This is a genomic window from Leucobacter sp. wl10, from assembly GCF_003569785.1.
Lineage (GTDB): Bacteria > Actinomycetota > Actinomycetes > Actinomycetales > Microbacteriaceae > Leucobacter.
In genome coordinates this window covers 108,584-130,644 of the sequence record NZ_KZ983997.1, presented here as the reverse complement: position 1 = coordinate 130,644, position 22,061 = coordinate 108,584, and the positions used below count along the sequence as shown (strand labels likewise).

Genomic DNA, 22,061 nt, shown 5'->3' with positions numbered 1-22,061 from the left:
CTTACGAGGTCTTCGCTCTATCCGGGCGTACTCACCGCCCGCCCTACACCCTCGATTCCGATGAGCCAGTTTACCGGGTACCGGTAGCCCACGATCGCTGAGGAGCCTTCGTGGCGGCGGATCAGCCCGCGATGTCGCCCTCCGATCTGCCGGTCGAGGATGTGCTCGATCGCAGCACGGGACCTCGCTCCCCTGCTCGCATTCGCCGCGGCTCCCGGGTCGGGCGCGGGATCGCGACGCGGAGCCGAGCTCCGCCGCGATCCCGGGCGGTGCCCGTCGGATCAGCGGAGAACCTTCGAGAGGCGTTCCGCGATGCCCTTCGCTGCGACGGGGATGGACAGGGGGCTCGCCGCGCTGAACGCCTGGGTCAGGTCGTCGCCGGCCTCGAGCCACACCACACGATTCCGCTTCACGACATCGAGCGAGGAGAGCAGCGGGTCCTGCTCCATCTCCTTCAGCGTGTAGCCGATCGGGAAGAACACCGCGGCCTCCGCGTCGAGCGCCGGGATCTGCTCGGCCGAGAGGGCGGCGTAGAAGCCGGTCGGCGTGATGTCGAGCACCGGGGGGTTCTGCTTGAAGCCGAGCGACTCGAGCAGGTCCCAGCGGAAGTCGCCTGAGACGTAGGCGCCGTACTGGTCGCCGAACTTGGTGCCCGTCACCGCGGTGACGCCCTTGAACTCGGGGTAGGCGTTCGCCTGCTCCTCGATCACTGACGACACCGAGTCGACGAGCTGCTGGCCCTCCTTCTCCTGACCGAGCGCCTGCGCCACCTGGCTCACCTGCGCATCCCAGGCGGTGCCGTAGTCGGGGGTCCCCGCGGGCGCGTACACGGTCGGCGCGATCTCGCTCAACCGCTTGTAGACGTCCTCGTCGGCCGCCGAGCGGGTGTTGAGGATGAGGTCGGGCTCGAGCGCGGCGATGGCCTCGTAGTCGTAGCCGTTGCCCGGTTGCTCGAAGACGGCCGGGCTGGTGTCGCCGAACTTGTCGACCGCCCAGGGGCCGACGCCCTTGCTGTCGGCGCCGAAGCCGAGCCAGTCGGCGGTGCCGACGGGCTGCACGCCGAGCGCAAGCGCGACCTCGGCGTCCGACCACCCCAGCGCGACGACCGTGAGCTCGCCGTCCGCCGGTTTCGGGACCTCGACCGGGCCGTAGAGCGTGTCATCGACCGTGGCGAGAGCTCCGGAGTCGCCGCTCGAGGCCGTGTCCGCCCCGTTGCCGCCCGAGCAGCCGGTCAGGGCGAGGGCCGCGACGACGAGTCCGGCGACCGCGATGCGAGAGTGACGCATGTGTTTCTCCTTCTGATTGCTGTTTGCTGGTTACTGCGGGAGCGCCGTGGGCCGCGGTGTTACGCGAGCGCCGGTGCCGCCGGCACGATGAGCGGAGTTCCGGTCTCCGGGTCGGGGATGATGCGCGCCCGCACACCGAACACCTCTTCGACGAGCGTCTCGGTGACGACCGCCCGCGGTTCGCCCTGGGCGACGATGCGCCCCTCCTTCATCGCGACGAGGTGGGTCGCGTAGCGGGCGGCCTGGTTGAGGTCGTGCAGCACGGCGACGAGGGTGCGCCCCTCCCGCTGCAGCGCGCTGCACAGGTCGAGCACGTCGATCTGATGCGAGATGTCGAGGTAGGTGGTGGGCTCGTCGAGGAGCAGCAACGGCGTGTCCTGCGCGAGCGCCATCGCGATCCACACGCGCTGGCGCTGCCCGCCCGACAGCTCGTCCACCACGCGCGTGCTCAGCTCGGTGAGCCGGGTGCGCTCGAGCGCGGCGCGCACCGCCTCCTCGTCCTGTCTGCTCCATCGTCTCAGCACGCCCTGGTGCGGGTGACGGCCTCGCGTGACGAGGTCGATCACCGTGATGCCCTCGGGAGCGATCGACGACTGCGGCAGCAGGCCGATCTGCGTGGCGAGCTCGCGGCTCCTCACCGAGGCGACGTCGACGCCGTCGAGCAGCACCGCGCCCTCGAACGGCTTGATGAGGCGGGCGAGCGAGCGCAGCAGCGTCGACTTGCCGCAGCCGTTCGGGCCGATGATGACGGTGAACGAGCCCGTGGGCACGTCGATGTCGAGGTCGCGCACCACGGCGCGATCGTCGTAGCCGGTGGTGAGGCTGCGCGCCCGTAGCCGGGAAGCGGTCTGAGCCGGTCGGGTCATCGATTCTTCCTTCCCTGCGAGGCGAGCAGCCACACGAGATACGCTCCGCCGACGCACAGCGTCACGACGCCGACGGGGAGCTGAGTCGGCGCGAGGATCGTGCGCGCCACCATGTCGCTGGCGAGCAGCAGCAGACCGCCGAGCACGGCCGACGGGATGATGCGCACGCCGGGGGTGCCGCACATCCGCATGGCGAGCTGGGGGGCCGCGAGCGCCACGAACGCGATGGGTCCCGCCGACGCGGTCACCACCGCGACGAGCGCCACCGCGATGAGCAGCATGCGCAGACGCGCCGCTTCGGCGCTCACGCCGAGGCCGCGTCCGATGTCGTCGCCCATCTCCATCATCCGCATGTCGGTCTCGCCCATCACCAGGATCGGCACCGCGACGAGTACGGCGACGATCACCGGCACCGTGTGGCTCCAGGCGATGTCGAGGAGGGACCCCGAGCCCCAGCTCGCCGCCGAGATCGCGTTCTCGACCCGCATGGTCGTCAGCAGCCAGGTGTTGAAGGCGCCGAGGAACAGGCTCGCCCCGATGCCGACGACGATGATGCGCATGCCCGTCACGCCCCGTCGGTAGGCGAAGAGGTAGACGACGGCGCCGGTGAGCACGCCACCGGCGAGTGCGCCGAGCGAGGTCGCGAGGGATCCGTTGCCTCCGAACACCATCACGAGCAGTGCGCCGGTGTAGGCGCCCGTTGAGAAACCGATGATGTCGGGGCTGCCGAGCGGGTTGCGCGTGATCGACTGGAACACCGCTCCCCCGACCGCGAGGGCGGCTCCCCCGAGCAGGGCGAACACCGTGCGCGGCATGCGCCACTCGAGCAGTGCGCGCGCAGCGCCGGCGTCGGCCTCCCCCCGCAGCGCGGCGAGGAGGTCGTCGAGGCCGAGCCCCGCGCTGCCGATGGTGAGCGACCAGGCCGCGCACGCGAGCGCCGCGACGAGCACCAGTCCGGTCACCACGGCCGAGCGCAGCTCGATGCGCGCGCTGAACCGGCCGCGCCGCACGGGCAGGATCGCGCCGGGCCACTCGAGGCCCGGCCGCTCGCCGCTTCGCGTCCTCACAGGCCCCTCGCCCCCTTCCGGCGGGTCAGGGCGATGAGCACGGGCGCGCCGATGAAGGCCGTCACGACCCCGGCGGGCAGCTCATTCGACACGACGACGCGACCCGCCATGTCGGCGGTGAGCAGCAGGATCGGGGCTGCGAGCAGGCTGAGCGGCAGGATCCAGCGCTGGTCCGGGCCCACGATCGAGCGCAGCGCGTGGGGCACCATGAGCCCGACGAAGGCGATGGGCCCGGCGGCGGCCGTCGCCGCACCGCAGAGGAGCGTGACCGAGACGATGCCCGCGAACTTCGTGATCCCGGGTCGAGCGCCGAGCGCCACCGCGGCGTCGTCGCCGAGCGCGAGGGCGTTGAGCGCGCGCGGCAGCGCGAGCGCGATGAGCACGCCGACCGCGATGAAGGGCAGCGTGACCCAGAGCGTGTCGAACTGCCGGTTCTGCAGCGAGCCCGCGCTCCAGAACCTGATCTTGTCGAAGACCTCGGGCATGGTGAGGGTCACGGCGTAGCTGACCCCGGAGAGCACCGCGCCGAGTGCGGTGCCCGTGAGCACGAGCTTCGTGGGCGTGCCGCCGGCCGACCCGGTGGTCCCGATGCCGTACACGATGAGCGAGGCGAGCAGCGCTCCGGCGAGCGCGAGCAGCACGTGACCGGCCGACAGCGAGGAGCCGAATAGCGCGGCCGCGACGACGACCGCGGCGTAGGCGCCGGCGTTCACCCCGAGGATTCCGGGGTCCGCGAGCGGGTTGCGCGTGATCGCCTGGATGATCGCGCCCGCGAGACCGAGCGCGACGCCCACGACGATCGCGATGAGGGTGCGGGGCACCCGGAAGTCGCGCACGAGCAGAGCCGTGGTCGACCCGTCGTCCCGCTGCAGCGCCCGCCACACGTCCGGGGGCGCGAGCCCGCCCGAACCGACGAAGAGGCTCGCGAGCCCGAGCAGCGCCAGCAGCGCGACCCCGACGGCCGCGACCGCGATCCTGCGCCGCAGCATCGTCGTCACGGGACGGGCGGCCGTGGCGGACGGCGGGGCGATGGTCATGTGACTCCGAATCGGCGCGAGAGCGGGCACGGTCTTCTTCAGACTTTGGTAAGCTTAGCCTAAGCCCCAGGGGCTTCCCTGCGCTTTCTCCGGCTTGCACCCGCGCGCCACGACGCCCGCGCTAGGCTGACTCGCATGCCGACACCGGTCGTGGCCCACCGCACCCGCCCCCTCATCGGATGGGTCCGAGTCGTGGTGGGCGCGGCGGTCATCCTCGTGGTCCTCTACGCCTATGTCGAGGGCGCGGGGCACGGCCGCGTCAACCCCTTCGACTACTTCGGCTACTTCACGAATCTCACGAGCCTGCTCACGAGCGGGGTGCTGATCCTCACCGGCGTCCGCGCGCTGCACGGCCTCGACGCCCCGACCCGGCTCGTCGAGGCTCGGGCCGTCGGCACCGCGTGCGTGCTGGTCGTGGCGGCCATCTACAACGGTCTCGTCCCCGGGACCGCCTCCGCTCCGCCGTGGGTGAGTGCGGTGCTCCACGCGGTGTTCCCCTGCTACGCGGCCCTCGACTGGCTCCTGGCGCGAGACCGGCAGGCGCTCCCGTGGCGCAGGCTCTGGATCGTGCTGCCCTACCCGCTGCTGTGGCTGACCGTCGTCCTCGTGCGGGGCGCGACCGACGGGTGGGTGCCCTACGGCTTCCTGCTCCCCGAGCGCGGATCGCCGTCGCTCCTGCTCCACGTCGCCGGGCTGCTGATCGTGCTGCTCGTCGCCGGCGCCGCCGTGTGGGGGGCCGGCAGGCTCCCCGGCCCGCGGGCGATCGCGCGGCGGATCAGGCAGAGCACCGCATCGCAATGACCGATCCCCGTGGCTCCCGACGGGGAGCCACGGGGATCGGTGGCTGCTGCTGCCTCTACTTGTCGAACACGTTCTTCGCGGCGTCCTTCGCCTTTTCGGCGGCACTCTTGAGATCGCCCTTGGCCTGATCGGCCTTGCCCTCGGCGACCTTCTCGTCATCGTCGGTCGCGCGGCCCACGGCTTCCTTCGCCTTGCCCTTCAGCTTGTCCATACCGGCCGACAGCTTGTCCGATGCACTCATTGGGACCTCCTTCGTCGTGTCGACCACCACTCTCCCAACATCGGAGAGCGGTCTCCAGGGGGTTGCCCGCAGCGCGCATCTGTGCCAGGGTGCGCGGGCGACCCCTACTCGTTGCCGATCTTGCCGTCGAGGTTGTCCCTGGCCTCCGAGATCCTGTCGGCGTGCTTGCCGCCGGTCACCTTGTTGGCGAGGCCCGCGGCGCCGTCGAGGATCTTATCGCTGATCCCCTCCGCCTTCTCGCTCTTCAGCGCCTCCTCGATCTTGTCGGCGTTCTGCTTCGCGAATCCGCCCGCCTTACCGGCGAGGTCGGAGGCCTTCTTGCTCAGATCCTCGATAGCCATGCGCATCCCTTCCGTATCGCGGCCGAGCGGTTCGGCGCGCTGCGGCCATTATCCCGCCTCGGGCGGCTCCCCGGAAGGGGCGGGGCGACTCACTGCGGGATCTCGCTCGCCGTCAGAGCCCCCAGGCGCGAGATGCAGCGGAGGTACTTCTTACGGTACCCGCCGTCGAGCATGCCCCCGCCGAAGATGGACGTGAGCGGGAGGCCGGTGGCGCGGATCGGGATCTGCGCGTCGTAGACGCGGTCGATGAACGCGACGAAGCGCAGCGCCGCAGACTGATCCGTGAGCTCGTGCACGCCGCGCAGTCCGATGCACTGCACGCCCTCGAGCAGGCCGATGTAGCTCGAAGGGTGCACGGTGGCGAGGTGGGCGATCAGCTCCGAGAAGTCGTCGTCGGTCATGCGCTCGCCCGACGCGGCCACGTCGGCGATGGCGAAGCGGTAGGCCTCGTCGCTCAGCACGACCGCATCGCCCTTGATGTCGCGCTGCCGGTAGTCGACGCCGTCGATGCGCACCGCCGCGAAGCGGTCGGACATGGCCTGGATCTCGCGCATGAAGTCGGCCGCGGCGAAGCGCCCCTCGCCGAGGGCGTTCGGCGGCGTGTTGGAGGTGGCGACGATGCGGGATCCGGTGCTCGTCAGGTCGCCGATGAGGCGCGTCATGAGCATCGTGTCGCCGGGATCGTCGAGCTCGAACTCATCGATGCAGATGAGCCGCGCGCCCTGCAGCACGCCGACCGCCCCGTTGTAGCCGAGCGCCCCCACGAGCGCCGTGTACTGGATGAACGTGCCGAAGTAGCGGCGCCCGCGGGTCGCGTGCCAGGTCGCCGCGAGGAGGTGGGTCTTGCCGACGCCGAAGCCGCCGTCGAGGTAGACCCCGGGCTTCGCTGGGGCGTTCGGCCGCGACTCCGCCTGCTTCTTGCGCCCGAAGCCGAAGAGGCCGCGCGCGACCGGGGCCTCCGGCTCGGCGAACGCGCGCAGCAGCTCGCGGGCCTCCTCCTGCGAGGCGTACTCGGGATCCGGCCGGTACGAGTCGAACGAGGCGTGGTCGAACTGCGGCGGCGGTACGAGGGTGGCGACGAGTTCGGTGCCGGAGATGCTGGGGCGCCGGTCGACGAGTCGCGCGGAGCTGTGGTGCTTGTCAGAGGACATCGGAGCTAGTGTATCGCTGCCGGGCGAGGCCCGGGCCCGCCTCCGCCGCGGGCGCGGGCGGGCCCGGTGCGGGCGGGGCGGTGTCTCAGCCGCGCCACGCCGGGCGCGGCAGGGCGCGCGCGAACCGCTCCGTGACGCGTTCCCACGCCTCGGGTTGCGCGTTCCACAGCTTGACGTGCTCGCCGCGATGCTGCAGCCGCAGCTGGACCAGGTCGGGCCGGGCGGCGGCGAGCTGCCGCGAGCCCTCGCAGGGAACGAACGTGTCCTGCTCGCTCGCGTGGATGAGCACGGGAACGCGCAGCTCGCGCCCGAACTCGGCCGCGCTGAGGCCGCCGATGGCGAGGCCGCCCGGCTCCCCCGCGCGCACGATACCCCGAGTCAGCATGCCGATGCCGATGTCCGCGACGAAACGGGGCGCCGACCGGCCGGCAGCATGGTAGCGCAGCAGCGAGGCCCAGTCCACCGCGGGCGAGTCGAGGATCAGCCCGTCGATGACGTCGCGGTGCGTCCCGCGGTTCTCGGCGACGAGGCAGGCGGTCCCGCCCATCGACCAGCCGAAGAGCGTCACCCGCTCGGCTCCGCGTCGCACGGCCTCGGCGACCGCGGCGTCGACGTCGCGGCTCTCCGCGATGCCGACGCCGTAGCGCCCGTGGGATCCGCGCGGCGCCCCGGGGTCATTGCGGTAGCTGATGACGAGGCTCGTGATGCCGGCCCGCGCGAGCGGAGCGACCCCGCGGATGGCCTCTTCGGGCAGTGCCCCGCGGCCGTGCACGTGGATCGCCCAGCGCTTCTTGCGCGTCCGCCTGGGGCGCACGAGCCAGGCCTCCGCCTCGCCCAGATCCGTGGGGTACAGGATGCGCTCCGTGCGATATCCGAGTTCGGCCGCATCGGTGTACCACCAGCCGGCGATGCGCCCGAGAGTCCCCTCCCGCAGTTCGCCCCGGTCGGTACGGATCACCTCGCGCGCAACGCCGTCGCTCCCCCTCGCGAGTACCGGGCCCAGGCGCGCGTGCCCGGCCCCGCGGTCGAAGAGCAGCGAGTACCGTCCGGGCAGGTCGGCGTCGATCCCGCGCAGCCAGACGATGAGGCCGCCGGGCTCCCGCCGCAGCCGGGTGATGCGCACCGGCGTCATCGGCTCCTCCGGCATGACGGCCGTTCGGGCGAGCAGCGCCCCGGCCGCCACCGCGCCCGCCGCGCCGACCACGGCCGCGCCGGCGCCGATCCCGAGCGCCCGCCCCATCCCCCGCTCCCACTGCCCCATGGCTTCGACTCTACCGCTGGCCTCGCTTCGGCCGATCCGCGGGTCACCGGCGTGGCATCCCCGCAAGATTCACAGCAAACCCTAGTGTTCCCTGTGTGATGGCAAGGATCGAGCTGCAGCCCGTTGAGTTCGAGGCGGCCGCCGCGCAGATCCGCGGGGCTCGCCTGCGCGACGAGCTCGTCGTGCAGGAGATCGCAGCCCCCGAGCGCATCGCCCCCCGGTCGATCGCCCTGGCGGCGGGCGTGGCGCGCGGCCCTCGCCGCGGCCTCACCCCAGAGGGCTCGATCGACTCCCATCACGGCGCGGGGCGGCTCGTGCTCATGCACGATCCCGGTTCCGCCGACCAGTGGGGATCGCCGTACCGCATCGTCTGCTTCGCTCAGGCGCCCCTGGAGGTCGAGATCGGCGTCGATCCCTTCATCTCCGACGTGGCCTGGTCGTGGCTCGTCGATGCGCTCGACGCGCGCGGGGCGGAGTACACGTATCTCTCGGGCACGGCGACGAAGACCCTGTCCAGCGGCTTCGGCACGCTCGAGGCGCAGGGCGACGCTGCTCAGATCGAGCTGCGCGCCTCCTGGACCCCGCGCGGCGCGAACTTCGCCGTCCACGCCGAGGCGTGGTCCGAGCTGCTGTGCCTGCTGGCCGGCCTGCCGCACGGCGAGGGAGCGTAGCGCGTGGTCGAGCAGTCCGAACTCGAAGCCGATTGGTCGCTCGTCACCGACGACGACGCGCTCGAGCGCGCGGCGGAGGCCGTTGCAGCGGGATCGGGGCCTATCGGGGTCGATGCCGAACGCGCCTCCGGCTTCCGGTACGGCTCCGAGGCCTACCTGGTGCAGGTCTTCCGGCGCGGGGCCCGCCCCTTCCTCTTCGATCCGACTCGGCTCAGCACCTTCGCCCCGCTCGCCGAGGCCATCGACGGCGAGGAGTGGATCCTCCACGCGGCGAGCCAGGACCTTCCGTGCCTGGATGCGCTCGACCTCCACCCGCCGGCGCTCTTCGACACCGAGCTCGCCGCGCGATTGCTCGGATACGAGCGGGTCGGCCTGGGCGCGCTCGTCGAGGCCAGGCTCGGCATCAAGCTAGAGAAGGCCCACTCGGCCGCCGACTGGTCGCAGCGGCCGCTGCCGGAATCGTGGCTCGAATACGCGGCGCTCGATGTCGCGCTGCTGCCGGACCTGCGCGACTCCGTGATGCGGGATCTCGAGGCCCAGGGCAAGACCGAGTTCGCGCTGCAGGAGTTCGAGGCGGTGCGCACGCGCCCGGAGAAGACGCGCAGCGCGGAGCCGTGGCGCAAGCTCTCCGGCGGCCACGCGCTGCGCAGTCCCCGCGCACTCGCGATCGCCCGGGAGCTGTGGTTCGCGCGCGACGGGCTGGCGCGCGAGCGCGATGTCGCTCCGGGCCGCCTGATCCCCGATTCGTCGATCGTGGCAGCGGCTGGGGCGAGCCCTCGCTCCAAGGGCGATCTGGCGCGGCTGCAGACCTTCAAGGGCCGCGCCAGCCGAAGCGAGCTCGACCTCTGGTGGCGGGCGGTGCTCACCGGGAAGACCACCGAGGACCTGCCCGGCCCCAGACCGCGCGACCCGGGCGCGATCCCGCACCATCGGGGCTGGCCTCAGCGTCACCCGGAGGCCGCCGCACGCCTCGCGGCGGCGCGCGAGGCGATCAGGGCCGAGGCCGAGCGCCAGCGCATTCCCGCGGAGAATCTGCTCACGCCCGATCATCTGCGCGCCGTGGCCTGGCGGCCTCCCGAGCCGCGCAGCGCCGAGCAGATTGCACTCCGTCTCAAAGAGCTCGGAGCACGGGAGTGGCAGATTGGAATAACCGCACCAATCATCACCGCTGCTTTTGTCGAACTTGCATAATGCCCTCTCGTGAGTTGTGCCGATTTACGGCAGATTCGCACGGCCCCTCCCCAAAATGAGACTGCGTCTCTAGGATGGGTGATGATGCAGTACACATACCTGATGGAGGCGAAGTGGCCGCAATGAGAGAGGTCGTGTTCGTGGACGGGGTGCGCACCCCCTTCGGACGCGCTGGAGAAAAGGGCATGTACGCGGAGACGCGCGCGGATGATCTGGCGGTCAAGGCGCTGCAGGGATTGCTCGAGCGCAACCCCGATCTCCCGCTCGACCGCATCGACGACGTGGGCATCGCCGCGACGACCCAGCAGGGCGACCAGGGACTCACGCTCGGGCGCACCGTCTCGATCCTGGCCGGGCTCCCGGTGACGGTCCCGGGCTTCGCCCTCGACCGCATGTGCGCCGGCGCGCTCACGGTCGCGTCGTTCATGGGCGCCGCGATCGGATCGGGTCAGTACGACCTCGCGGTGGCGGGCGGCGTCGAGCACATGGGGCGGCATCCGATCGGCCTCGACGCCGATCCCAATCCGCGCTTCGTCGCCGAGAAGCTCGTAAGCGCCGACGCGCTCAACATGGGCATCACCGCCGAGCGCCTGCACGACCGCTTCCCCGAGCTCACCAAGGAGCGCGCGGATCGATTCGGCATGCTCAGCCAGCACAAGGTGCAGGCCGCCTACGACCGCGGCGACATTCAGGCGGATCTCGTGCCGGTCGCCACGCGCTCGGCCGCCGGATGGGGACTCGCGACCGAGGACGAGGGGCGCCGCCCCGAGACGACGATGGAGGGGCTCTCGGGGCTCAAAACGCCCTTCCGCCCGCACGGCCGCGTGACGGCGGGCAACGCCTCGCCGCTCACCGACGGCGCGACCGTCTCGCTGCTCGCAGGCGCCGACACCGCGCGCGAGCTCGGCCTGCCGGCCAGGATGCGCCTCGTCGGCTTCGCTTTCGCGGGGGTGCAGCCGGAGGTCATGGGCCTCGGCCCGGTGCCCTCCACGGAGAAGGCGCTGAAGCGGGCGGGCCTCACGGTCGACGACATCGGCCTCTTCGAGCTCAACGAGGCCTTCGCGGTGCAGGTGCTCTCCTTCACCGATCACTTCGGGATCGCCGACGACGATCCGCGCGTCAACCCCTGGGGCGGCGCCATCGCGTTCGGCCACCCGCTCGCCGCCTCCGGCGTACGGCTCATGATCCAGCTCGCGCGCCAGTTCGAGCAGCGCCCCGACGTGCGCTACGGCGTGACCGCCATGTGCGTCGGCCTGGGACAGGGCGGAACCGCGATCTGGGAGAACCCTCACTTCAACGGCAAGAAGGGCAAGAAGTAACCGTCATGACCGATTACCGCAGGATCGATTTCTCACCCATCATCGAGGCATCCGCCGATGAGGTGGTCACCGAGTCGTACGTGCGCGATGTCGCGCTGCCGTCGGGCGGCACTCTCGCGCTGATCACCCTCGACAACGGACGCGACCACACCCGCCCGAACACCCTGGGGCCGCGCACGCTGCAGGGCCTCGCCCGCTCGCTCGACGAGTTGCGCGACCGCGCCGCCTCGGGCGAGATCTCGGCCGTCGCCGTCACGGGCAAGCCGTTCATCTTCGCGGCCGGCGCCGACCTCTCGAAGGTGTCGACGCTCGCCACGGAGCCGAACGCGCGCCTCATGGCGCAGTACGGCCACTTCGTGCTCGGCAAGCTCGGCGGGCTGGGCGTGCCCTCCTTCGCCTTCGTCAACGGGCTCGCGCTCGGCGGCGCCATGGAGATCGCGCTGCACTGCGACTACCGCACGCTCGACTCCTCGGCCGCGGCCCTCGCCTTCCCCGAGGTGTTCCTCGGCATCATCCCCGGCTGGGGCGGAGCCACGATCGTGCCCAACCTCATCGGCATCGAGAAGGCGCTCGACGTCATCGTCTCGAACCCGCTCAAGAACAACCGCATGCTGAAGCCGCAGCAGGCATACGAGCTCGGGCTCTTCGACGCGATGTTCGGCTCGGCCAGCTTCCTGGAGCGCTCGGTGGCCTGGGCCGACGGCGTGCTCACCGGGGCGGTGAAGGTCGAGCGACCGCACGTGCCCGGCAAGCTCGAGCGGCTCACGAAGTGGCCCGCGGCGATCAAGATCGCCCGCGACACCCTCAGGACGCGCATCGGCACCGCCGCGAGGGCGCCTTACGTCGCGCTGGACCTCCTGAGCGCCGCGAAGGACGGGGACCTCGAGCGCGGCTTCGAGCGCGAGGACGAGGCGCTGGCGGAGCTGATCTCCGGCGACCAGTTCGCCGCCTCCATCTACGCCTTCGACCTGGTGCAGAAGCGCGCGAAGCGCCCGGCCGGCGCACCCGACAGGGAGCTCGCGAAGCCCGTCAAGAAGGTCGGCGTGATCGGGGCGGGTCTGATGGCCAGCCAGTTCGCGCTGCTCTTCGCCCGCAAGCTGCGGGTGCCCGTGCTCATCACCGACCTGGATCAGGCGCGCGTCGACAAGGGCCTCGAGTACATCCGCGGCGAGATCGACAAGATGCAGGAGAAGGGCCGGCTCAGCGCGGACAACGCGAATCAGACCAAGGCGCTCGTGAGCGGCACCACGGACAAGACGCTCTACGCCGACTGCGACTGGGTGATCGAGGCGGTCTTCGAAGAACTCGGCGTGAAGCAGCAGGTCTTCTCCGAGATCGAGCCGATCATCTCCCCCGACGCGGTGATCGCGACCAACACCTCCTCCCTGTCGGTCGAGGAGATCGGCGCGAAGCTGACGCACCCCGAGCGCCTCGTGGGCTTCCACTTCTTCAACCCGGTCGCGGTGATGCCGCTCATCGAGGTCGTCCGGGCGCCGGGCACCGACGACGCCACCCTCGCGACCGCGATGGCCGTCGCCAAGAAGCTCGGCAAGAGCGCCGTCATCACGGCGGACCGCCCCGGTTTCGTGGTCAACCGCCTGCTGGCGAAGGTGATGGGCGAGGCGGCCCGAGCGCTCGACGAGGGCACCCCGCTGCCCGTCGTGGAGCGGGCGCTCGCGCCGATCGGCCTGCCGATGGGGCCGTTCGAGCTTATCGATCTCGTCGGTTGGAAGGTCGCGGCGCACGTGCAGGACACGATGGTCGACGCGTTCCCCGAGCGCTTCTACGCCTCGGAGAACCTGCACAGGCTCGCCAAGGTCGACGCGCCGCTGTCGAAGACGAAGCACGGCAAGGTCGAGGACCTCTCGAGGGCCGGCAGGAAGGCGATCAGCGTCGGCGCGACCGCCGTGGGCGAGGACGAGATCCTGCGCCGCGTCGAGGACGAGCTCGCCCGCGAGATCCGGATCATGCTCGACGAGGGCGTGGTCGCGGCTGCGGAGGACATCGACCTCTGCTTGATCCTGGGCGCCGGCTGGCCCTTCCAGGCCGGCGGCGCGACCCCGTACCTCGACCGCGTGGGGGCGAGCGAGCGTGTCTTCGGGAGCGCGTTCCACGAGCCCCGCATCGCAGGCGCGAAATAGGCGCCCCGATCCCGGTCGCCCCGTCACTCCGGGCGGGCGACCGGGATCCGCACGCCCCGGACCTGCTCCGCGACGTCGGCCGCGATCCGCTCGGCGGTGAGTCCGGCCTGCTCGAGCAGTTCGCCCCGGGAGGCGTGTGCGGGAAACTCGTCCGGCACGCCGAGCTCGCTCACCGCCGTGTCGACGCCCGCGTCGCGCAGCGCCTGGCGGATCCGGGTACCGACTCCCCCCACGCGGATGCCGTCCTCGACGCTGATGAGCAGGCGGTGCCTCCGGGCGAGCTCGACCACCGAGTGCGCCACCGGCACGACCCAGCGCGGATCGACGACGGTGCTCGAGATGCCCCGCTCGCCGAGCATCCCGGCGGCGTCGAGGGCGACGTGCGCCATGGGTCCTGCCGCGACGAAGAGCACGTCCCCCTGCCCGCTCGAAGAATCCTCTCGGAGCACGTCGACCCCGTCGTCGGTGCGGCGCACGGCGGCGACCGTCGGCGCCACGGCGCCCTTGGGGTAGCGGAGCACGGTCGGGCCGTCGCCGATGGCCACCGCCTCCCCCAGCAGCTCCCGGAGGGTCTCCTCGTCCCGCGGCGCCGCGATCCTGATCCCCGGCACGATCTGGAGGGTGGCGAGGTCCCAGACGCCGTTGTGGCTCGCGCCGTCCGGGCCCGTCACGCCGGCCCGATCCAGCACCAGGGTGACGCCCGCTCGGTGCAGCGCGACGTCCATGAGCAACTGGTCGAAGGCGCGGTTCATGAACGTCGCATACACTGCGACCACCGGGTGCAGGCCGCCGTAGGCGAGCCCGGCGGCGCTCGTCACGGCGTGCTGCTCGGCGATGCCGACGTCGAACACGCGCCCCGGGTGGCGCTCCGCGAGCAGGTCGAGGCCGGTCGGAGCCAGCATCGCCGCGGTGATGCCCACGACGCGCTCGTCGGCCTCGGCGAGCTCCACGATCCGCTCCCGGAACACGGAGGTCCAGCTGCGTCCCTCCGAGGCCCCCATCGGCTCTCCGCTGCCCGGATCGATCTGCCCGACCGAGTGGAACTGATCGGCGATGTCGTTCTCCGCCGGCGCGTAGCCCCGCCCCTTCTCGGTGATCACGTGCACGAGCACCGGGCGGCCGTAGCCCTTCGCCTGCCGCAGCGCCTTCTCCACGGCCTCGAGGTCGTGACCGTCGATCGGGCCGACGTACTTGATGTCGAGGTTGGAGTACAGATCCTGGTTGCCCGAGGCCCGGCTCGCGATGCCGCGCATCGCCCCGCGGGCCGCTCGATACACCGTGCGCCCCGGCGACCCGAACGCCGAGAACAGCCTCTCGCTCCCCTCCTGCAGGTCCCGGTAGCTCGAGGTCGTGCGCACCGAGTTGAGGAAGCGCGCCATCCCGCCGATCGTGGGGGCGTAGGAGCGGCCGTTGTCGTTGACGACGATCACCAGGTTGCGGTCGTTGTCGTCCGTGATGTTGTTGAGCGCCTCCCAGGTCATCCCCCCGGTGAGGGCGCCGTCGCCCACCACGGCGACCACGTGCCGGTCCCCCTGCGCCGGGTCGGCCTGCGCCCGGCGCGAGAACGCGCGCGAGATGCCGTCGGCCCAGCTCAGCGAGCTCGAGGCGTGCGAACTCTCGACGACGTCGTGCGGCGACTCCGCGCGCTGCGGGTAGCCGGCGAGGCCGCCCCGCTGCCGCAGCCGGGAGAAGTCCTTGCGCCCCGTCAGCAGCTTGTGCACGTAGCTCTGGTGGCCGGTGTCGAAGACGATCGGGTCCCGCGGCGACTCGAAGACGCGGTGGAGCGCGATGGTCAGCTCGACGACGCCGAGGTTCGGCCCCAGGTGGCCACCGGTCTTGGAGACCTCCGAGATCAGGAACTCGCGGATCTCGGCGGCGAGCACGCGGCACTCCTCAATGCTGAGCGCATCGAGGTCGCGCGGACCCTCGATGTGCTCAAGCATCTTCTCAGTGTAGCCCCACCGGGCCGCTACACCAGGGAGCACCGGCCAGCCGGTCAACCGGACGTAATGGAGCCCTGCGGGAACAGGCGACCACGGATCGAGAGACTTGTTTCCGCGTGGATTCAAAGGCTTCGCGCGGGTGCCGAGTCCGAGGGCGAGGAAGCAGACATCATCTATTAAGACGTTGGGTGAGTGGGGAGTCGGACCTGCCGCCGAATATCGAGGTGCCAGGCCGCTCCTTGCCCGCGTCCTTGCTCGCCGATTTTGCAGAAAGCAGGATCGGCAGAGCCCTCCCGTCCCCGGGATGATTCAGGCTTCTTCTTCCTGTCGGGAATCCTAGAGGCGTGCTACTGACTGTCCGATTGGGCGGGTTTGGATGTGGCAGACGGTTGATCCCATGCGAGTTCGGCACGCGCCACCACGGGATTAATACACTTTGTCGTCACGGGATCCTCGTCCCACCCGAAAAATCCCAAAGAGGGCGCCCGATACCCCGTCTCCAGGTCCAGGTAGAGCACGACTTCGTATAAAAGGTAGCCTTTGTACTCGGGGTCGATTTGCTTGAGATCGGAGTTATTGTCTCCGGTGAGGTCCAGCGGCGTTTCGCTCGTGCGAATACCGATATCGAAGCAGGGGTCATCGGGGGCTCTGGGTTCGAGCGAACCACCGACCCGGGTTCCGTCGTATGCCGGGTCGATATCGGTGAACTCGAGGTCGGCAGACGAGATGGAGTCATCTTCGTTGCCCCAGAACACCGCGCGCACCGCCCCAATAGAAGATCCGTCCAGTGCCAGCAGTTCACCCGAAGCGGCCTCGCCGTTCCTGGGGAGACGCGGGTCCTCCTGAATGGTGACCGGGTCAGGAACATTGTCAGCCTGAGTATTGTCGGGCGTCGCGGCGCAGGAAGACAGCAATGCGGTTGAAACCACCGAAACGATCAGCATCGAGAGTTTCTTCACTGGTGTCTCCTCGCTATCGCGTGTACGGCGACGTCACCTCGGAAGCCTATCAAAAGGCGCCAGCAGCCGGAGCCCTATTCGGCGGGCGCCTTCCGGCTCAAGGTCCATTCCAGTGCAACTCCCCATAGAAGGTGCGCTGGGCAGGATTCCCGCCACCCGCTTTGTCCCACCGCGTGTTGAGATAGAAAGGCTTGGAACCTGTGATTCCGGCTCCTGTCGTGAGAGTGCAGTTCGTTCCGTAGAAGGAAGTTGGATATGTGATGACCGCGCCTGCGAACTGGTTGCCGGACGTATCCCGTAACCCCATTCTGAAGGTATAGATACCGGTCGCGACATTCCATCCATTGTGAATGTATGACGCGGATGGCGTACTCGACCCCAGGGTCCGCTTGTAGCCCCACTGATACACATCGTATCTTCCGGACGTCACTGCGAGTTGATCGATGTAGAACACCGCTTCCGAGGACGTAGCCGTGCTGGGTGCAGCGTTGACGGTTCCGCCTGCGACCAGCGCTGCGGCAATGGAGTAGAGGATCGCCGCTTTCCGCATTCCACGTTTCACGGGGCGCCTCCGTTCAGGCCGAACACCCCGCAGGTCTCTTTAGCTTCGAATACAACAGGGTCCTCGCCGGCTGCACGTGCTGATGTGAGTGTTCCTGACATTTCCTCGTTCGCGTTGCTCAACTCTGCCACCGCTGGAACGCTCGCGTACTCCTGGAATTGCTGATCAGAAAGCTTCCGCACCTCATCGGAGGAGATCGCGGGGTCGGAGATCCAGGCCGAGATTTGAATACACCTCGACGCGGTTGCGGCAACTGATTCGATATAGCCGGATTCGTACTTAATCGGGTAGCCGTCCTTGTCGGCGTTCGGGAACATAGCTGGTGCGCCGTCCATGGCGATACTGATGTCGAGCCCCTGAAGTGCCGAGTCAGCGTTCACGATCCTCGCAAACTTCTCAATGCCCTCTTGAGGGGTATAGAACACCGGTTCGTCGCCGATGAAGAGTGAAGCTTCCCGGCTCTGCCGCTCCCCCGCCAATCCTTGTGGCTGGTCTTCGGCGACGGCCGCCGAAACCGCACTGAACGCAAAAAATCCACCGGCAATCACCACAGCTGCCACAGGCGCGTACCTACTAATTTCTATAACTATCCACCCTTCAGAACAATACGGGTACATTTCTAACCATAGCCTTCTTGTGTCGTTCTGCAGGTAAACGATGGACGACGAAGTTGATGTCACGTTTCGCGAGGAAAGTGACAGGTACTGTTGCAAACGCCGCTAGGAGGTAGGCATGGACCCGTCCCGTTTTGACTCCGAGCTCGACCGGCGGCTGGCCTCCCAAGCCCGGCCGACGCCGATGATCGATGAGAGCACCAGCGCACTGCTGGTGAACCTGGCGGAAGTCGCAGCGCGCGGGCAGCGCAGGCGGCTGCGGTACCTCTCGGTGGCTTCGCTTCTGGTCTGCGGAGTTCTCGCGGTGCCCACCGCCGCCATTGCGAGTAGCGTCTTCGGGGCGCAGACGGGCACGTTCAATGCGGAGGAAGACGGTTCTGCGCCCGATGAGGCGCAGGACCTGCTCACTCCGGGACCGGAAGGCGCTCCAGGTGCTGAGTGGATCGACATGGGGTCGTCCGATCTCAACGGCTATATCGCGTCGGTCGCGCCCCGAGACTTGCCGCTGCCCGACGGCGTCACCTGGGATGACGTGCTCGATGGCTTCTTCAGCCGGTTCTCCCAGAGCGAGTATCTCGCGTCGAACAGCCCTGGCGGAGAAGGCGTGAAAGCAGAAAGCGTGGTGATCGACACCATGCTCGAAAATGAAGCGCGCAGAGCCTGGCTTCGGGCCTGGTTCGCCGCCTACGACACAGGCGACGACGGTCGCATGAAGGCCATAGGAGCCGTATTGGAGAGATCAGTGGATTGGCCGGCGGAACAGGCCACATCCCGCGGCGCCTATGCTGAGCAGACTCGCGAGTGGATGCGCATGATCGGCGGCGGAGACTATGCCGCCGCCCAGGCATACGCACAGTTCTACGACTGGACCGAACTGTGGGATGGAAACGACAGAGGCGAACTCAGCGGGGGGATCCTGGCCGGCTCCCTCACCGCGCAATCCCCGGACGAGACCCCGTGAGAGAGCCGGAGCAGAGCGAGACTGCTCGCGTGCACAACGCAAAGAAGATGCTCGGCAACATGCTTCCGGAACTCGTCGGGTATTTCTCACGTCGCCTCGGGAACTATGACGACGCCGCCGACGCCGCCAGCGACACCATCGTGGAACTCCTCAAGCGACCCAACCGTCTCCCGGACGATCTCACCCGATTCCGCCAGTACGTATACGGCACCGCCCGGAACGTGCTCTCCACATGCCGGAAAGGACGACTGCAGCGCCTCACGCTCACCGAGCACCTCAAACAAGAACTGCGGGCCCAAGAAGCCGAGATCCACATTCATGAAGACAAAAGCCTCGCAGAAGCCATCGCGAAGCTCCGGGCCCAAGACCAGGAACTGCTGCTACTTGTCGCCTGGGAAGGGTTCGGCATCGCTGAAGCCGGAGCCGTTCTCGGGCTCAAACCCGATACCTCCCGCAAACGATACTCGAGGATCCGCCAAAAACTGCAGACTCAACTCACCCCCGCCGCGCAGCACTCCGCACACTGAAGCCCCTCTATCCAGAACCGTGAGAGCTATGCATGGGGTATATTGCCCTGGCGTGTTGATCACCTCGCAGAAGAACGGGATGAGCGCCCAATCGTTGCAACGCGTCCTCGGGTTCCGGTCGTATGAGACGGCGTGGGCGTGGCTGCACAAGTTCCGCCGTGTGATGGTGCGCGACGGCCGGGAGAAACTCCACGGGCTCGTGGAAGTCGATGAGACCTTCGTGGGCGGCATGAGTACCGGGTTGAGTGGCGCGTCCACAGGGAAAGCGTGTGTGATGGTCGCGGTTGAGAAACCCGGTCCATTCTGCAATGACAGCGGGGGCATCTAAGCTGTCATCACGCGGGGTTCAGTGATCAAATCCACGGAGAAGCTGCGCGAATACGCCCACGTTGGGGAATATACACGGGTCTCAACTACCGACAAGTTCGCGAAGCACGTACTGCAGGATGCCGCCGTTGCGGTAGTAGTCCGCCTCGCCCGGGGTGTCGATGCGCACGACCGCGTCGAAGGCGGTCTGCGAGCCGTCCTCCCTCGTGGCCACCACGGCGACCGTCTTCGGGGTGGCCCCCTCGTTGAGCCGCTCGACGCCGGTGATGTCGAAGGTCTCGGTGCCGTCGAGGCCGAGGTCGTCGGCGCCCTGCCCGTCGGGGAACTGCAGCGGCAGCACGCCCATGCCGATGAGGTTGGAGCGGTGGATGCGCTCGAAGCTCTCGGCGATGACCGCCTTCACGCCCAGCAGCCGGGTGCCCTTCGCCGCCCAGTCGCGCGAGGATCCCGAACCGTACTCCTTGCCGCCGAGCACCACGAGCGGGACGCCGGCAGCCTGATAGTTCTGCGACGCGTCGTAGATGTACGACTGCGGACCGCCCGGCCGGGTGAAGTCGCGGGTGAAGCCGCCCTCCACGCCCTTGCCGCCGTTCTCGGAGGCGAGCAGCTGGTTGCGCAGGCGGATGTTGGCGAAGGTGCCCCGGATCATGACCTCGTGGTTGCCGCGGCGCGAGCCGTAGGTGTTGAAGTCCTTCGGCGCGATGCCGTTGGCGACGAGGTACTGGCCGGCCGGCGTCTCGGCCTTGAAGCTGCCCGCGGGGCTGATGTGGTCGGTCGTGACCGAATCGCCGAGCTTCGCGAGCACGCGGGCGCCGTGCACGTCGGAGACGGGCTCGGGCTGCAGCGGCATGCCGTCGAAGTAGGGCGCCTTGCGCACGTAGGTCGACTTCTCGTCCCACTCGAAGGTGTTGCCCGTCGGCGTCGGCAGCGAGGTCCAGTGCTGGTCGCCGTCGAACACGGTGGCGTACTTCGCGTTGAACATGGCGGAGTCGATCGACGCGTCGGCGATCTTCTGCACCTCGACCGGGTCGGGCCAGATGTCGCGCAGGAAGATGTCGTTGCCGTCTCCGTCCTGCCCGAGCGGCTCGGCGTCGAAGTCGAAGTCCATCGTGCCCGCGAGCGAGTAGGCGACGACGAGCGGCGGGCTCGCGAGGTAGTTCATCTTGATGTCGGGGTTGATGCGGCCCTCGAAGTTGCGGTTGCCCGAGAGCACCGCGGTGACCGCGAGGTCGTTGTCGTTGACCGCGTCGGAGATCTCCTCGTTGAGCGGCCCCGAGTTGCCGATGCAGGTCATGCAGCCGTAGCCGACCAGGTAGAAGCCGAGCGCCTCCAGGTCGTCGCGCAGCCCCGACTTCTCGTAGTAGTCGGTGACCACCTTCGAGCCGGGTGCGAGCGTGGTCTTGACCCACGGCTTGGCCCTGAGGCCCTTGGCGACGGCGTTGCGGGCGAGCACGCCCGCGGCGAGCATCACCGAGGGGTTCGAGGTGTTCGTGCACGAGGTGATCGAGGCGAGCGTGACCGCGCCGTGGTCGATCTCGAACTCGCGGCCCTGCTGGTCCTTGACCTTCGCCGGGTTCGCCGCCTGGGCGTAGTTCTTGAGGTCGGTCTCGAACTGCTCCTTCGAGCGCGAGAGCTCGATGCGGTCCTGCGGCCGCTTCGGGCCGGCGATGGAGGAGACGACGGTGCCGAGATCCAGCTCGAGGTACTCGCTGAACTCGGGCTCGCGCGAGGGGTCGTGCCACATGCCCTGCGCCTGCGTGTAGGCCTTGACCAGCTCGATCTGCTCGGCGGGGCGGCCCGTGAGGCGCAGGTAGTCGAGGGTGACGTCGTCGACGGGGAACATGGCGGCGGTCGAGCCGAACTCGGGGCTCATGTTGCCGATCGTGGCGCGGTTCGCGAGCGGCACCGAGCCGACGCCCTCGCCGTAGAACTCGACGAACTTGCCCACCACGCCGTGCCTGCGCAGCATCTGGGTGATGGTGAGCACGACGTCGGTGGCGGTCACGCCCGCCGGGATCTGGCCCGAGAGCTTGAAACCGACCACGCGCGGGATGAGCATCGAGATGGGCTGCCCCAGCATCGCGGCCTCGGCCTCGATGCCGCCGACGCCCCAGCCGAGCACGCCGAGGCCGTTCTCCATGGTGGTGTGCGAGTCGGTGCCGACGCAGGTGTCGGGGTAGGCCTGCACCCGGCCCCCGACCTCGCGGGTGAAGGTGACGCGCGCCAGGTACTCGATGTTGACCTGGTGCACGATGCCGGTCCCGGGCGGCACGACCTTGAAGTCGTTGAAGGCGCCCTGGCCCCAGCGGAGGAACTGGTACCGCTCGCCGTTGCGCTGGTACTCGATCTCCACGTTCCTCGCGAAGGCGTCTTCCCGGCCGTAGACGTCGGAGATGACCGAGTGGTCGATGACGAGCTCGGCCGGAGCCAGCGGGTTGATCCTGTCGGGGTCGCCGCCGAGATCGGTGACCGCCTCGCGCATGGTGGCGAGGTCGACCACGCAGGGCACGCCCGTGAAGTCCTGCATGATCACGCGCGCGGGGGTGAACTGGATCTCGGTGTCGGGCTCGGCCGCGGGGTCCCACCCGCCGAGCGCCTCGATGTGCGCCCGCGTCACGTTGGCGCCGTCCTCGGTGCGGAGCAGGTTCTCCAGCAGCACCTTCAGGCTGTACGGCAGACGCTCGTGGCCGGCGACCCGATCGATCCGGTAGATCTCGTATTCCTTCTCGCCGACGGCGAGGGTGCTCTTCGCGTCGAAGCTGTTGACGGCTCCCATGAGGCTCCTCCGTATAGTC

Annotated in this window: 20 protein-coding genes and 1 pseudogene; 8 read left to right on the top strand and 13 right to left on the bottom strand. The window is 69.1% G+C overall.

The features are described from left to right. Positions 1-281: 281 nt before the first annotated feature. The 4 genes from D1J51_RS11450 to D1J51_RS11435 are packed head-to-tail and all read right to left on the bottom strand — an operon-like array spanning position 282 to position 4,256. Positions 282-1,286 (bottom strand): iron-siderophore ABC transporter substrate-binding protein, encoded by a 1,005-nt coding sequence (locus D1J51_RS11450; protein ID WP_119075332.1) that lies wholly within the window; start codon positions 1,284-1,286, stop codon positions 282-284. A gap of 59 nt (positions 1,287-1,345) precedes the next feature. Next, the gene (locus D1J51_RS11445; protein ID WP_119075330.1) at positions 1,346-2,152 is read right to left on the bottom strand and encodes an ABC transporter ATP-binding protein; all 807 of its coding nucleotides are present in this window, start codon (positions 2,150-2,152) and stop codon (positions 1,346-1,348) included. After that, entirely contained in the window at positions 2,149-3,219 is a 1,071-nt protein-coding gene (locus D1J51_RS11440) for a FecCD family ABC transporter permease (protein ID WP_205547875.1), read from the bottom strand. Before D1J51_RS11440 ends, D1J51_RS11445 begins: the two co-directional genes overlap by 4 nt. Continuing rightward, the gene (locus D1J51_RS11435) at positions 3,216-4,256 is read right to left on the bottom strand and encodes a FecCD family ABC transporter permease (RefSeq protein WP_119075328.1); all 1,041 of its coding nucleotides are present in this window, start codon (positions 4,254-4,256) and stop codon (positions 3,216-3,218) included. The genes D1J51_RS11440 and D1J51_RS11435 overlap by 4 nt, the downstream gene beginning before the upstream one ends. 135 nt (positions 4,257-4,391) lie before the next feature. Here D1J51_RS11435 and D1J51_RS11430 point away from each other — a divergent pair, with 135 nt between their 5' ends. After that, positions 4,392-5,057 (top strand): Pr6Pr family membrane protein, encoded by a 666-nt coding sequence (locus D1J51_RS11430; protein ID WP_240423183.1) that lies wholly within the window; start codon positions 4,392-4,394, stop codon positions 5,055-5,057. A gap of 55 nt (positions 5,058-5,112) precedes the next feature. On the opposite strand, the gene D1J51_RS11425 is transcribed toward D1J51_RS11430, so the two are convergent. From D1J51_RS11425 to D1J51_RS11410, 4 genes are all read right to left on the bottom strand, one after another. Next, positions 5,113-5,298 (bottom strand): CsbD family protein, encoded by a 186-nt coding sequence (locus tag D1J51_RS11425; RefSeq protein ID WP_119075327.1) that lies wholly within the window; start codon positions 5,296-5,298, stop codon positions 5,113-5,115. Between the two features lie 104 nt (positions 5,299-5,402). Continuing rightward, complete coding sequence (locus tag D1J51_RS11420) at positions 5,403-5,639, bottom strand: Rv0909 family putative TA system antitoxin (RefSeq protein ID WP_119075348.1); 237 nt, start codon at positions 5,637-5,639, stop codon at positions 5,403-5,405. A gap of 89 nt (positions 5,640-5,728) precedes the next feature. Then, the gene (zapE, locus tag D1J51_RS11415; RefSeq protein ID WP_119075325.1) at positions 5,729-6,790 is read right to left on the bottom strand and encodes a cell division protein ZapE; all 1,062 of its coding nucleotides are present in this window, start codon (positions 6,788-6,790) and stop codon (positions 5,729-5,731) included. A gap of 85 nt (positions 6,791-6,875) precedes the next feature. After that, entirely contained in the window at positions 6,876-8,051 is a 1,176-nt protein-coding gene (locus D1J51_RS11410) for an alpha/beta hydrolase family protein (protein WP_119075323.1), read from the bottom strand. A gap of 98 nt (positions 8,052-8,149) precedes the next feature. Here D1J51_RS11410 and D1J51_RS11405 point away from each other — a divergent pair, with 98 nt between their 5' ends. The 4 genes from D1J51_RS11405 (at position 8,150) to D1J51_RS11390 (ending at position 13,373) form a co-directional block, all read left to right on the top strand. Further along, a complete protein-coding gene (locus D1J51_RS11405) occupies positions 8,150-8,722 on the top strand; it encodes a DUF3000 domain-containing protein (protein WP_119075321.1) in 573 nt (190 codons plus the stop codon). 3 nt (positions 8,723-8,725) lie between these two features. After that, positions 8,726-9,913 (top strand): HRDC domain-containing protein, encoded by a 1,188-nt coding sequence (locus D1J51_RS11400; protein WP_119075319.1) that lies wholly within the window; start codon positions 8,726-8,728, stop codon positions 9,911-9,913. Between the two features lie 122 nt (positions 9,914-10,035). Next, on the top strand, positions 10,036-11,232 hold the full coding sequence (locus tag D1J51_RS11395) for a thiolase family protein (protein ID WP_371414085.1): 1,197 nt from the start codon (positions 10,036-10,038) through the stop codon (positions 11,230-11,232). 5 nt (positions 11,233-11,237) lie between these two features. Beyond that, positions 11,238-13,373, top strand: a complete 2,136-nt coding sequence (locus D1J51_RS11390) for a 3-hydroxyacyl-CoA dehydrogenase NAD-binding domain-containing protein (RefSeq protein WP_119075317.1) — start codon at positions 11,238-11,240, stop codon at positions 13,371-13,373. Positions 13,374-13,396: 23 nt separating this feature from the next. On the opposite strand, the gene dxs is transcribed toward D1J51_RS11390, so the two are convergent. The 4 genes from dxs to D1J51_RS11375 form a co-directional block, all read right to left on the bottom strand. Beyond that, positions 13,397-15,316, bottom strand: a complete 1,920-nt coding sequence (gene dxs, locus D1J51_RS11385; RefSeq protein ID WP_119075316.1) for a 1-deoxy-D-xylulose-5-phosphate synthase — start codon at positions 15,314-15,316, stop codon at positions 13,397-13,399. Between the two features lie 347 nt (positions 15,317-15,663). Next, positions 15,664-16,275 carry a hypothetical protein gene (locus tag D1J51_RS11380; protein WP_119075315.1) on the bottom strand — a complete coding sequence of 204 codons (612 nt, stop codon included), beginning with the start codon at positions 16,273-16,275 and terminating at the stop codon, positions 15,664-15,666. Between the two features lie 97 nt (positions 16,276-16,372). Next, complete coding sequence (locus D1J51_RS17955; RefSeq protein ID WP_162903790.1) at positions 16,373-16,837, bottom strand: hypothetical protein; 465 nt, start codon at positions 16,835-16,837, stop codon at positions 16,373-16,375. Beyond that, complete coding sequence (locus D1J51_RS11375) at positions 16,834-17,397, bottom strand: hypothetical protein (RefSeq protein ID WP_162903789.1); 564 nt, start codon at positions 17,395-17,397, stop codon at positions 16,834-16,836. The genes D1J51_RS17955 and D1J51_RS11375 overlap by 4 nt, the downstream gene beginning before the upstream one ends. A gap of 172 nt (positions 17,398-17,569) precedes the next feature. Here D1J51_RS11375 and D1J51_RS11370 point away from each other — a divergent pair, with 172 nt between their 5' ends. From D1J51_RS11370 to D1J51_RS11360, 3 genes and pseudogenes are all read left to right on the top strand, one after another. Beyond that, entirely contained in the window at positions 17,570-18,412 is an 843-nt protein-coding gene (locus D1J51_RS11370; protein ID WP_119075313.1) for a hypothetical protein, read from the top strand. A gap of 29 nt (positions 18,413-18,441) precedes the next feature. After that, a complete protein-coding gene (locus D1J51_RS11365; protein WP_162903788.1) occupies positions 18,442-18,939 on the top strand; it encodes an RNA polymerase sigma factor in 498 nt (165 codons plus the stop codon). 55 nt (positions 18,940-18,994) lie between these two features. After that, positions 18,995-19,249 (top strand): annotated as a pseudogene (locus tag D1J51_RS11360) (IS1595 family transposase); the annotation flags it as partial. A gap of 99 nt (positions 19,250-19,348) precedes the next feature. Here the strand turns inward: D1J51_RS11360 and acnA are convergent. Further along, positions 19,349-22,042, bottom strand: coding sequence for an aconitate hydratase AcnA (gene acnA / locus D1J51_RS11355; RefSeq protein WP_119075310.1), 2,694 nt, complete (start codon positions 22,040-22,042; stop codon positions 19,349-19,351). Between the last annotated feature and the right edge of the window lie 19 nt (positions 22,043-22,061).